This window comes from Flavobacterium gelatinilyticum, from assembly GCF_027111295.1.
Classification (GTDB): domain Bacteria; phylum Bacteroidota; class Bacteroidia; order Flavobacteriales; family Flavobacteriaceae; genus Flavobacterium; species Flavobacterium gelatinilyticum.
Genome location: NZ_CP114287.1, coordinates 4,078,640 through 4,091,641 on the forward strand (window position 1 = coordinate 4,078,640; position 13,002 = coordinate 4,091,641).

Here is a 13,002-nt window from a genome sequence, read left to right on the forward strand (position 1 = left end):
TCGAAAATGAAAACTCAGATTTTAGAACATTTGACTGGAGATATAAATAATATTCCATTAGATACCATTCCTCCTATGACAGTAGGGGATGTTCTCGATAAAACAGACGGTGTATATTTTTGTATAAAAAACAGAGATTCGGTTTTTCTTTGGGTCAATAAAAACTTTGCCGATTTAGTTGGTCAGAGACAAGAAGATATTATTGGTACAAGAGACGAACGCACTGAGCACGTTGCGCACGACAGAGCGGTTATGGAAAGCGGTATTCCGTTACTTAATTTTCATGAAACAATCGAAGTCCCGCAGCCGGACGGATCTATGTCGGCTCTGGAAATTGTAACACAAAAAGGACTTTTGAGAAAAAAAGACGGTAACGAAATTATTGGTATTACAGTTTGTTTCTCTAAAAGATTCCCTAACGCTGATAAAGAGGCAGATGAATTAATTAGAAATTTAAACATGGTTCCAACCGGAATTGGCGGTTATCTGGCACATGGCCCAATAAGCAGTATTATACTCCCAAAAGAGGCACTTCCGGAATGTTTTGGAGGTCCAAGAAAAGCCTATTCAACAAATTATTTTCTGCTAAAAAAGGATGAGGTGCTTAAAATTCATGCTTTAAATCAGGATGAACAATGGTTTTTTCATCAGGGAAGCGCCATTAAACTTCATATTTTTTCAGAAGACGGAGTGTATTCTTCTATAACCTTTGGAAACAGAATCGATCAGGAACAGTTTTTAATGGGAGCAGCTCCTCATAGTCATTGGTTTGGTGCCGAAGTTATAGGTTCCGGATATTCTTTGTCAAGCTGCAGTCTTGCACCTGCCTGGGACAAAGACGACAGTTTTCTTCCCGATGCAGGAAAAATTGAAGAACTCAAAAGGAAATTTCCCAAACAGGTTGATATTATAGAAAGGCTTCGATAAAGAAGAAAAAGAGAGAGTTGTTTTTTACAGCTCTCTTTTTTATTTCGCTGCAAAAGTGTATTTTAATTCTATTGGGTTTTATTCAGTAAAGAAGGGTAAAGATTGAGGATAATTTAAAAAGATGCTTTTACAAATTATAAAATTATGTTAATTCGCTGCTTCGAATTTTGTTTTAAGTAATGGAAAGATATTTTTGTAAAAATCACATTTATGGAATTATACTACACCTTTTCAATACTTATTGTATTGGCCTCTTTCTTCGCCTATTTGAATTTGAGATTTTTAAAACTTCCGGGAACTATTGGAATTATGATTATTGCCATGCTGGTTTCTGTAGGTATCCGACTTTTGGGAGATTCTTATTTTCCTGCAACCACCAAACATTTTTTTGAGTTGATAAAAGAATTCGACTTCAATGAAATTCTCATGGGGGCGATGCTGAACTTTCTTCTGTTTGCAGGTGCACTGCACGTTAACATGTCTGACCTTAAAAAACAAAAAGTTCCCATAATAATGTATTCTACTGTCAGCGTAGTATTGTCAGCTTTGATCGTTTCAATGCTGTTGTATTATATAGCACCGCTTTTAGGAATAAAAATTCCGTATGTGTTCTGTCTGGTTTTTGGAACCCTGATTTCTCCAACCGATCCGATTGTGGTATTGGGAGTTTTAAAAGAAGCCAAAGTTCCTAAAAGAATAGAAACCAAAATTGTGGGCGAATCCTTGTTTAATGATGGAGTAGCAGTAGTAATGTTTGCCGTTGTTCTTAAAATGGCAACAGATCCAACATTTGAGATGACATTTAGTTCAATCAGCTGGTTGTTTATAAAAGAAGGCGTTGGCGGACTTTTACTGGGAGCCGTTTTCGGATTTAGCGCAGCAAAGGTTATGAAGAAAGTTGACGATTACAAAGTTTCAGTTTTAATTACGCTTTCTATTGTAACCGGAGGCTTTTTGGTAGCTCAGAGTCTGCACGTTTCAAGTCCGTTAGCAATGGTTGTTGCCGGATTGATTATTGGAAATTATGGTAAAAAAGTAGCCATGAGCGAAGTAACCAAAGATTATTTAGGAAAGTTCTGGGAACTTATCGACGAGATATTAAACGCAATTTTATTCCTGTTTATTGGTTTTGAATTATTGTTGCTGCCGGATTTGAATAAACAATTATTAACGGGTTTTGTAGCCATTTTTATTGTACTGTTTTCAAGACTGACATCTATAGTTTTGCCTTGGAAATTCTTTGATATATTTAAGTTCTTCGGAATCAAATCAGCCTATAATAAAGGTTCCCTGATGGTAATGGTCTGGGGCGGAATTCGTGGAGGAGTTTCGATTGCGCTGGTTCTTTCTATGCCGGAAGGTGAATATAAAAACCTATTACTGGAGGTAACCTATATCGTGGTATTATTCTCTATCGTAGTACAAGGATTGACTGTTGGAAAACTGGCTAAACGAGTTTTGGAGAAAGAGTAAGAAATATAGATTAAAGAAAATAGAGAATAGAGCAAAGAATAAAGATTTCTATTCTTTGTCTTTAAATTATTAACCTGAAACCCTGCAAGTTCTTGCAGGGTTTTGTTTTTATCGTTTATCTTCTTTAGAATAATTAGATTCTCCATTAATATTAATTTCTCCACCTAGAAACTTCGGTTCACGATTTCTCAAAACATCAAAAAAAGATTTACATCTCGAAAGACATTCTCTAAAACGAACATAATTGTAACCTAAATATTCGCCTTTATTAGCAGAATAACCTGCAGATTTTATTCCCAATTTATTTCCGATGTAAATCGCGCGATTCAAATGATATTCCTGTGATATCAAAGTTGCTTTTTTAATCTTGAAAATATGCTTTGCCCGATACATTGTTGAATACGTATCGAAACCAGCATAATCGATAAAAATTTTAGTAGTGTCAACACCTTGTGCATAACAATAGTTTTTCATAACCGTTAGTTCGTCATATTCTTCACGGCCGTTATCTCCGGAAAGAAGAATTTTATTGATGCGTCTTGCTTTCCAAAGCATAATTCCTGCATCAAGTCTGTCTTTTAAATATTTACTTGGCTGATTTCCGTTAATTCCTGCGCCAAAAATAATTCCAACATCATTTTTAGGAAATTTTTTAATAGAATAATGAATGTATTTCTTGGTCGAATTTTTTACGTAGTAGTTTACAGAAGTAATTGCAACTAATCCAATAATTGCAAGATAAAGTGCTATTTTAAAATATTTTTTCACGGCTTGTATTTTGTAAGATTAAGATTCGAAAATGCTAAGATAGCTAGACAAAATCAAATAAAAAAACCGAAGCGGAATACTTCGGTTTAATCTAAAATTATAGCGATCAGAATTTAATCTAAAATTACAAAAGTCCCGCTCTTTTCAATAAAGCCTCAGGTTTTGGCTCCTGACCTCTAAAGCGTTTGTATAAAGTCATTGGATGTTCTGTTCCTCCTTTAGAAAGTACATTGTCTTTAAATTTCTTTGCAACTTCTTCGTTGAAGATGCCTTTTTCCTGGAAAAATTCAAAAGCATCTGCATCTAGAACTTCCGCCCATTTATAGCTGTAATATCCAGAAGAATATCCGCCTTGAAAAATATGCGAAAAAGAAGTACTCATGGCATTTTCTTTTACGTCTGGATACAATTGCGTATTAGCAAATTGTTCTGTTTCGAAAGTTTTAAGATCTGTAATATTAGTTGGATCTTGTCCGTGCCAGGCCATATCCAATAATCCGAAACTTAATTGACGCAATGTTGCTAGACCTTCCTGAAAACTGGCACTTTCTTTAATTTTCTGAACATACTCAATCGGAATAATTTCTCCCGTTTCGTAATGATTTGCGAATAAAGCCAAAGCTTCTGGCTCGTAACACCAGTTTTCCATAATCTGACTTGGTAATTCTACAAAATCCCAATAAACAGAAGTTCCGGATAAACTTGGATAAACCGTATCGGCCAGCATTCCGTGTAATCCGTGACCGAATTCGTGGAATAAAGTCGTTACTTCATTAAAAGTCAATAACGAAGGTTTTGTTTCGGTTGGTTTTGTAAAATTGCAAACGTTCGAAATATGCGGTCTTTCGTTTACGCCGTCTTTTACATATTGCGATTTGAATGAAGTCATCCAGGCGCCGTTTCTTTTTCCTTTTCTTGGAAAGAAATCAGCGTAGAAGATCGAAACTAAATCATTTTTAGCATCACGAACTTCATAAGTTGTAACTTCTTCGTGGTATTTATCGATATCAAAAACTTCGGTAAAAGTTAAACCGTATAGTTTTTTCGCCACGGTAAAAGCACCGTCTAAAACTTTTTCTAATTGAAAATACGGTTTTAGTTTTTCATCATCTAAATTAAAAAGCTGCTGTTTTAATTTTTCAGAATAATAAGCACCGTCCCATTTTTCCAATTGCTCTATTCCGTCCAGTTCTTTTGCGAAAGCAGTTAATTCTGCAAATTCTTTTTGAGCGGCAGGTTTTGCTTTTGCCAATAAATCATTAAGGAAAGAAAAAACTTTTTCCGGACTTTCGGCCATTCTTTCTTCCAGAACAAAATGAGCGTGCGTTTTATAACCTAGTAAATTGGCTCTTTCGTGACGAAGTTTAGCAATCTTTAAAACATTTTCCTGATTGTCGAATTCGTTATTCTGAAAACCTTTTGCACCAAAAGCAATTGCCATTTTTTTACGCAGTTCGCGATTATCAGCATAAGTCAAAAACGGAACATAACTTGGATAATCTAAAGTAAAAATCCAGCCTTCTTTTTCCTGATTTTTTGCTAATAATCTAGCCGCTTCGATTGTACCTTCAGGTAAACCAGCTAGATCTTTCTCGTCGGTTAAATGCAATTCGAAGTTGTTGGTTTCGGCCAAAACATTTTCGCCAAACTGCAAACTCAATTTCGATAATTCTTTGTCGATTTCTCTTAATTGGTTTTTCTTGTCTTCCGGAAGATTAGCTCCGTTTCTGGAGAAACTTTTGTATTTTTTATCTAATAAAGTAGTTTGTTCCGGGTTGAGGTTTAAACTTTCTTTTTGATCGTAAACCGCTTTTACTCGTGCAAAAAGTTCAGCATTTAAACGAATGTCATTTCCGAATTCAGAAAGCCAAGGCGAAACTTCCTGAGCAATTTTCTGCATTTCGTCATTCGTTTCAGCCGAATTCAAATTGAAGAAAACACTAGAAAGACGATCTAAAATATCGCCGGAATAATCCATTGCTGCAATTGTGTTTTCAAAAGTTGGTGCATCCGGATTATTTGTAATTGCATCAATTTCGGCTTTAGCCAAAGCAATTCCTTCCTGAAAAGCAGGAACGTAATCTTCGATTTTAATCTGCGAAAAAGGTGCGGTGTTATGTTTGGTATTGAAATATTGTGTTAATATACTCATGATGCATTTTTTAGTCCTGCAAGGTTTTCAAAACCTTGTAGGTTTCTTTTAAGTATTTAAAATCTAGTTATACCTGCAAGGTTTTGAAAACCTTGCAGGAATTTATGCGAAAAGATTATTTCTTTAAACCTTCAGCCGCTTTATTTACCGCAGCTTTTAATTCTTCTTTGTAAGCAATAATCGTATCCAAAACTTTTTTGTCATGGCTTCCGATGATTTGTGCTGCTAAAATTCCGGCATTTTTTGCTCCGTTTAAAGCTACAGTTGCTACAGGAACTCCGCCTGGCATTTGTAAAATTGATAAAACAGAATCCCAGCCATCAATTGAGTTGCTTGATTTTACCGGAACTCCAATTACCGGAAGCGGAGACATAGAAGCTACCATTCCTGGTAAATGCGCTGCACCGCCCGCTCCGGCAATAATTACCGAAATACCGCGAGTATGTGCGTTTTTGCTAAAATCAAATAATTTCTCCGGTGTTCTGTGTGCCGAAACGATATCTACTTCAACTTCAACATTGAATTGTTTTAATATGTCGATTGCATCCTGCATAACTGGCATGTCTGAGATGCTTCCCATTATAATAGCTACTTTGCTCATGTTTTTTATTTGTTTCAAGTTTTAAGTTTCAGGTTTCAAGTTGTTACTGAGACTTAAAAATATATTTAGTTGTTAACTGTAAACTGTGACTGCGACTAAAAGCTAATCACTAATTACTATTGACTAATTACTCGAATAGTATTCTTAACTTCCTGTGCAATTCTTCGAGCTTCCTGCATATTCTCATTTACAATCGTAACGTGGCCCATTTTTCTGAAAGGACGGGTTTGTTTTTTACCGTAAATATGTGGCGTAACACCGTTCCATCCTAAAATGGTTTCGATGTTTTCATACACTACATTTCCGGAATAACCTTCGGCACCGACTAAATTTACCATAATTCCGGCAACTTTGCTGTCTGTGTTTCCTAACGGAAGATCTAAAATAGCACGTAAATGATTTTCGAATTGTGAGGTATAACTTGCTTCAATTGAATAATGACCAGAATTATGCGGACGTGGCGCAACTTCGTTAACCAAAATTTCGTCATCCTGAGTCTGGAACATTTCAACTGCCAAAAGTCCAACGTGATTGAATTTTTCAGAAACGTTTAAAGCGATTGCTCTCGCTTTTTCGGCTACTTTTTCGTCGATTCTTGCCGGGCAGATTACGTATTCAACCTGATTGGCTTCTGGGTGAAATTCCATTTCTACAACCGGATAGGTTTTTATTTCTCCTGACGGATTTCTGCAAACAATTACCGCTAATTCGTTTTTAAACGGAACCATAGTTTCGGCAATGCATTCTACATTAGGAAGATTATCTAAATCTGAAATCTGACGAATTACTTTTACGCCGTTTCCGTCGTAACCAAATTCGGTACATTTCCATACAAATGGAATTGTGATTTCGTTATTTCCAACTGATTTTTGTAATTGCGCCGGATTTTCAAAACGTAAATACGATGCGGTTGGAATATTACTTTCTGTATAAAAGTCTTTTTGAGTTCCTTTATTCTGAATTCCTTTTAAGGTTTTTGGAGACGGATATACTTTTACGCCTTCGTTTTCTAATTGCGTTAAAGCTTCAAGGTTTACCAACTCGATTTCAAAAGTCAAAACATCGACTTGTTTCCCAAAGTTATAAACGGTTTCATAATCCATTAAATCGCCCTGAAAGAATTTATTGCAGGCAATTTTACTAGGCGCTTCGTCGCTAGGGTCAAGAACGTAAGTTTGTATATCAAATTTTCGGGTGTCGAACAAAAGCATTTTACCTAATTGTCCGCCGCCTAATATTCCTAATTTAAAATCAGAAGAAAAATAATTCATTTTGAGTTGTGTTTTTGCAAAGATACTTTTTAATCTTTTTTTAGCCAAAAATTCATTATGCGCTAGTTTTTTTCCGCCACGACTAGAGCGGTAGCGACTGGCGAAGCAATTCACGAATTTTTATTAAATCAAAAAGAAAATAATTCGTGAATTTGTGGCGATAAAAAAACTATTTTATTTTTTTCAAAACTTCTTTGGCAACGGCTTTGTAAGCGGGAGAATGATCGGCATAATCTTTTTCAACAATGACTTTAAGTTCCGGATGAATCCAATCGTAATGATTACCTAGAATATATAAAGTTCTAATAGAATACGCTTTTGTGGCAACTTTAATGTCATTAATTAACCAATCAAAACTTGCTTCGATACAATCCTGAAGATTTTGTTCGGATAAATGAATATTGTTTTTGTCTTTCTTATAATGTGATTTTACCAAAAGCTGAACCACTTTTGCAATCGGACGAAGCGAACTTTCATCTTTTAAAACTTTTAAATTGGAAAAGAAAAAATCCAAATGAGGCTGGAGCCAACTTAATTCTTCATAAGAAACAAACTCTAAAATCCAGCACGCTTTGTGATTGTTTTTGTCTTGTGGCGAAAAGCATATCAAAATTAATTCACTATAAAGTGAGGGGTTTTCTAAAATTTCATGTGCTACTTCAAGACGACTTTCTCGGCAAGGATATACATATTCCAGTTTTTTTTGCAATTCGGTCATCATTGTTTTTGAGTATTTATAGTAAGCTAAAATACGTAATTTAATGAGATAATTCCGTAATAGTTTATTGGTAGGCCTGGATAATAAAATCTGGGTTGCGCATTTCCAACTCCGGTTGCGTTGGTTAAAATCATTGAAGCATATTTTTCGTTGGTAACATTGTTGATTCCTGCATCCAAATGAGTTGTTAAACCTTGTAAAATCTCAAATTGATAACCTGTTTTTAGATTAATTATATTATAAGAATCAGAAAAAGCCGTATTGGCATCGTTCATCGGGATTTCGTCTACAAATTGATAATCGGCTCCAAAGTAAACGCCAAAATTTGTGTTTAATGTTAGACCGAGATTTATTTTATTTGGAGCAACTCCGGTTAATTTATTTCCCGAAAAATCATTTCCATTATCTACAAATTCTTTAAATTCATAATTTCCCAAAGAACCTCCAAAATAAGAATTTAAAGTAAAAAAACGATTCATCTGCCAATTGTGGTTCAAAGTAATTTCGATTCCTTCATGAAATGTTTTTCCGGCATTTGCACCAACATACTGATCGTCGCCAACTCTTTTAGCAACCAATAAATCCTTAATTTCCATTCGGTACAAAGAGATTTCGGCGTAAAGATTTTTATCAAAAAAATAAAACTTTCCGCCAAGTTCAAAGTTATAACCATTTTCAGGTTTTATATCAGGATTAATTGTGCCTTCGCTTGTTAAAGTTTCTTCGGTTGCCGGAAGCGAAAATCCCCGGCTTACCGAAAAATAAAACGTTTTTAAAGAATTTGGTTTAAAAAGAAACGAAATCTGAGGCGAAAAAATGCCATCATAACTATATTTCTCATTAATATTTTCGGTGTAATTGTTAAGATCAAATTTTGTTTTATTATAATTCAAACCCGCCTGAATTTCAAATTGTTCCGAAAGCTGAGTTCGTAACTGAGAAAAAATATTGTAGAAATGCCTTTTTTGGTCGGTTTCTGTAAGTTGATTTCCCTGCAGACTTCCTAAACCATTATTTTGCTGATATAGATTTTGAAACGTATTTCCGTTGTAAGTGTCTGCGAAATACTCTACACCGGCAATAAACTGATTTTTACTTTTTCCAATTTCAAAATTTCCCGAAAACTGAGTTCTTGCTCCAGTTGCAAAAGTATATTGACGCAGAATATCAAACGGTCGAGGTTCGTTACTATCTTTATAATTAACAAAAACTGAAGTCGAATTATTCAGGTTTTCATTAATTCTGAAATCATAAGCCAATCCGCTCAAAACAGATTTGTATTCTTTATATCCTTTTGATGCCACCCAGGTTGGAGCGCCGGCTTTTGGATTTGTATCAAAAACTTCCTTACTAATCGAACTCGGAATAAAAGCTTCTAAGTAAGTATAATTCGAAAAATAGGTGAGTTTACTATTTTCTTTTCGGAATAATTCTCCTGCAAGTGTAATTCCTTCTCTGTTATAAGCGCTGTTTTCTCTCCAGCCATCGGTCTTTAGGTTATGATAACTGATGTTTAAACTTCCTGATTTTTCATCTAAACTATAATTGATACTGTTTTTCAATAATCCGTATGAACCAAAAACGGTACTTATTCCGGCAGATTGTCCATTGTTTTTAGAAAGCTGTGGCGAAATTAAAATCGCGCCACCCAGGCCTGCGCCGTAAACACTCGAAAGTGGACCTTTTATAATTTCAATTTGATTGAGGTTTTCCAGATCAATATCATCAATTACGGTTTCGCTATTTCCAGATGTTAACGGAATACTGCCGTAAAAAGCTCTGATTTTATTGGTGCCGTATGGAGTTCTGGCGCCAATACCGCGAATTGAAATTCGGCTTGTGGTAAAATTTGAAGACTGCATGAATACGCCGGGGATTGTATTGATTACCGTTGTAATATCTGTGGTGTTATTTTGCAGTAAATCTTTTTTAGAAAGAATTCCAATTGAAGCCGGAGTGTTTAATAAATTGTTATCAATATGAAGCGGGCTGATGACGACTTCTTTAAGTTTTTCTGTTTTTACAGAATCAACAATTTTGCTTTCTATTTTCTGTGCCAATATATTCTGAAAAATAAATAGCAGAAAAAACAGTAAACAATATTTTTTTAAAATCATAGAATGAAATTGAGGCAAAGTTTTTTTAACACATAGAAACATAGCATTGATTGAGGCAAAAAAGGCGTTTTACTAATTTGAATTCACATAGAAACTATGTGTAAAAACGAGTTTTTATTTAACAACTTCTTTTTAAAGCAAAAATCTATGTCTCTATGTGTTTAAAATATTTAGTTTGTCCGATAGCTGTCGGATTAAAATTGGAAAATTTTTTAACCGCAAATTGCGCAAATTTGTGGTTAAGGAATCTTTAGTTATTTATTAGCAGAAACTTTCCAAATCGTATTTCCGCTGTCATCATTTATCAAAAGCGATCCGTCGTTCATAACCGTTACAGCAACCGGACGTCCATAAACTTCAGCTTTATCATTATCAGAAACAAAACCAGTTAAAAAATCTTCTGGTTTTCCTGAAGGTTTTCCGTCTTTAAAAGGAACGAAAAGCACTTTATATCCCGAAATTACCGAACGATTCCACGAACCATGCTGACCTACAAAAGCACCGTTTTTATATTTCGCAGGAAAAGCATTTTTGGTATAAAAAGCCAATCCTAAAGAAGCCGTATGCGAACCAACCGGAACATCAGGAACAATTGCTTTCTCGACTAAATCTTTTCTTTCTCCTTTCATTCTTGGATCTGGAATGTTTCCAAAATAAGAATAAGGCCATCCGTAAAAACCATCTCTTTTTACACTCGTAATATAATCCGGAACTAAATCATCGCCCAAATCATCACGCTCATTTACAGCTGTCCAAAGTTCTTTATTAACAGGATTCCAATCCATTCCAACTGGATTTCTAAGACCCGAAGCAAAGATTTTTTCGCCCGTTCCGTCAGGATTAATTTCCAGAATTCCAGCACGGCGAACTTCTTTGTCAACACCATGTTCGGCATTGTTGCTTCCGGAACCAACAGAAACGTAGATTTTGCTTCCGTCAGGACTTGCCAACAAATTTCTTGTCCAGTGATTGTTGTAGCCTCCAGCAGGAAGTTCAAGGATTTTTTCACCTTTAGTTTCTAATTTTAGCGGATTGTTTTTATAAGGATAACGATATAATCCGTCAGTATTTGCGATATAGAAAAAGTCTTTCAAAATCAACATGCCAAAAGGTTTGTTTAATCCCGAAATAAAAACCTCGCGGGTTTCATATTTACCATCTTTATCTTTATCACGCAAGACTGTAATCTGGTTTTTGCTCATACGAGTTCCGCTTTCGACAACAAAAATATCCTGATTTGGCGCGATATAACTCCAACGCGGATTTTGAAAACCATCTGCAAATTTGGTCACCGTAAAACCTTCAGGCGCTTTTGGCGTAATTCCGTCTGGCCATCCAATAACCTTGCTGTTTTTTGTTTTAGATTCTGTTGCGTATGGTGGCGGAAGTGTCAAATCTCCAATCGCAGTTTTTACCACATTTCCAGGTTGTTTAGCCAGTGCTTCTTTTTCATCTTTTTTAACCTGTCCGTTGCACGAAGTCATTAATGCTAATAATGATATAGAGAATAATGGTAAGTATCTTTTCATTCGTTCTGATAATTAAAGGTTTATATAACAACAATTTACTCAATTTTAAATTAGTGTCAAAAAATGATTTGTAAATATTAACTGATATTTAACATTCGCAAAAAATATACAGTTGTAGTATATTTTGTTTGGAGCAATTAAGTTGTAATTCTGTATCTTTGTCAATTATTTTAAATTTAAAAAATAATGATACAACTTCACGATAAACAATTTGTTCCGTTTATTTCGGCAAAAGAAATTGATTTTGCTTTAACCAAAATAGTGGCGCAGGTAGAAGATGATTTTGGAGATGAAATTCCTGTTTTTATTGGAGTTCTAAATGGCGCATTTATGGTTGTTGCCGATTTTTTGAAAAAATATAAAAAACCTTGCGAGGTTTCATTCATAAAAATGGCTTCGTACGAAGGAACTGAAACCACAAATTCGGTTAAAGAATTAATCGGCATTAATCAGGATTTATCAGGCCGAAGCGTCGTTATCATCGAAGATATTATCGATACAGGAAACACGATTGAAGAATTAAAAAATTTGTTTAAAGCACAAAACGTAAAACATTTCAAAGTAGCAACTTTGTTCTTTAAACCAGAAGCTTACAAAAAAGATATCAAAATAGATTATGTTGGAGTCAGAATTCCGAATAAGTTTATTGTAGGTTACGGATTAGACTACGACGGTTTGGGACGAAACCTGACAGAGGTCTATAAATTAGCAGAATAAAAAACAAAACACAACTAAATATTCATTTTAAACTTCTGTAAAAAGAAGTCACAACACGCAAATTCATTATGATTAACATCGTTTTATTCGGAAAGCCTGGCGCAGGAAAAGGAACTCAGGCTGAATTTTTAAAAGAAAAATACAATTTAACACACCTTTCAACAGGAGATATTTTTCGTTTCAATTTAAAAAATGATACAGAATTAGGAAAACAAGCAAGAGTTTTTATGGACAATGGAGAATTAGTTCCTTGCGAAATAACAACGGCAATGTTAATCGATGAAGTAAAAAAACATCCGGATACAGCAGGATTTTTGTTCGATGGTTACCCAAGAACAATTAACCAGGCAGAGGCTTTAGATAAATTTTTGCCAACAATTGGTTCAAGTGTAACAGCAACAATTGCTCTAGAAGCTGATGACGAAATCTTAGTAGCACGTTTACTTGAAAGAGGAAAAACAAGCGGAAGAGCAGATGATCAGGACGAAGAAAAAATTCGTGTAAGATATCAGGAATACAACGAAAAAACAGCTCCATTGATTGGATATTATAAAGAACAAAACAAGTTTCACGCCGTAAACGGTATCGGAACTATTGAAGAAATTACTGAGAGATTAACTTCAGTTATAGATAATTTGTAGAAGCTAATCCAGCTGTACGTGAAATCCCGATAGCTATCGGGAAAGTAAAAAAAACTATTTTTCCAAACCATAAAACGAGCTTATCCCG

At 34.9% G+C, this 13,002-nt stretch carries 11 protein-coding genes; 4 read left to right on the top strand and 7 right to left on the bottom strand.

Annotated elements, in window-relative coordinates; all coding sequences use genetic code 11:
• Positions 1-6: 6 nt before the first annotated feature.
• Positions 7-927 carry a cupin domain-containing protein gene (locus tag OZP11_RS17395; protein WP_281231812.1) on the top strand — a complete coding sequence of 307 codons (921 nt, stop codon included), beginning with the start codon at positions 7-9 and terminating at the stop codon, positions 925-927.
• Positions 928-1,137: 210 nt separating this feature from the next.
• Positions 1,138-2,400, top strand: coding sequence for a cation:proton antiporter (locus OZP11_RS17400; RefSeq protein WP_281231813.1), 1,263 nt, complete (start codon positions 1,138-1,140; stop codon positions 2,398-2,400).
• Between the two features lie 108 nt (positions 2,401-2,508).
• Here OZP11_RS17400 and OZP11_RS17405 read toward each other — a convergent pair whose 3' ends face one another.
• The 7 genes from OZP11_RS17405 to OZP11_RS17435 all read right to left on the bottom strand — a co-directional run bounded on the left by OZP11_RS17405 (position 2,509) and on the right by OZP11_RS17435 (position 11,556).
• On the bottom strand, positions 2,509-3,168 hold the full coding sequence (locus tag OZP11_RS17405) for a SanA/YdcF family protein (RefSeq protein ID WP_281231814.1): 660 nt from the start codon (positions 3,166-3,168) through the stop codon (positions 2,509-2,511).
• 124 nt (positions 3,169-3,292) lie between these two features.
• Positions 3,293-5,320 carry a M3 family metallopeptidase gene (locus OZP11_RS17410; RefSeq protein ID WP_281231815.1) on the bottom strand — a complete coding sequence of 676 codons (2,028 nt, stop codon included), beginning with the start codon at positions 5,318-5,320 and terminating at the stop codon, positions 3,293-3,295.
• A gap of 115 nt (positions 5,321-5,435) precedes the next feature.
• The gene (gene purE / locus OZP11_RS17415) at positions 5,436-5,921 is read right to left on the bottom strand and encodes a 5-(carboxyamino)imidazole ribonucleotide mutase (RefSeq protein WP_134150459.1); all 486 of its coding nucleotides are present in this window, start codon (positions 5,919-5,921) and stop codon (positions 5,436-5,438) included.
• A 116-nt stretch (positions 5,922-6,037) separates the two neighbouring features.
• A complete protein-coding gene (locus tag OZP11_RS17420; RefSeq protein WP_281231816.1) occupies positions 6,038-7,192 on the bottom strand; it encodes a 5-(carboxyamino)imidazole ribonucleotide synthase in 1,155 nt (384 codons plus the stop codon).
• A gap of 169 nt (positions 7,193-7,361) precedes the next feature.
• A complete protein-coding gene (locus OZP11_RS17425) occupies positions 7,362-7,913 on the bottom strand; it encodes a HEAT-like fold family protein (RefSeq protein WP_281231817.1) in 552 nt (183 codons plus the stop codon).
• A 23-nt stretch (positions 7,914-7,936) separates the two neighbouring features.
• On the bottom strand, positions 7,937-9,970 hold the full coding sequence (locus OZP11_RS17430) for a TonB-dependent receptor (protein ID WP_281231818.1): 2,034 nt from the start codon (positions 9,968-9,970) through the stop codon (positions 7,937-7,939).
• Between the two features lie 311 nt (positions 9,971-10,281).
• Positions 10,282-11,556, bottom strand: a complete 1,275-nt coding sequence (locus OZP11_RS17435; RefSeq protein WP_281231819.1) for a PQQ-dependent sugar dehydrogenase — start codon at positions 11,554-11,556, stop codon at positions 10,282-10,284.
• A 186-nt stretch (positions 11,557-11,742) separates the two neighbouring features.
• Between OZP11_RS17435 and hpt the strand changes: the two genes are divergently transcribed.
• Together hpt and OZP11_RS17445 are read left to right on the top strand one after the other, a co-directional pair.
• Entirely contained in the window at positions 11,743-12,273 is a 531-nt protein-coding gene (gene hpt / locus OZP11_RS17440; protein WP_281231820.1) for a hypoxanthine phosphoribosyltransferase, read from the top strand.
• A gap of 68 nt (positions 12,274-12,341) precedes the next feature.
• A complete protein-coding gene (locus tag OZP11_RS17445; protein WP_281231821.1) occupies positions 12,342-12,914 on the top strand; it encodes an adenylate kinase in 573 nt (190 codons plus the stop codon).
• Positions 12,915-13,002: the final 88 nt, after the last annotated feature.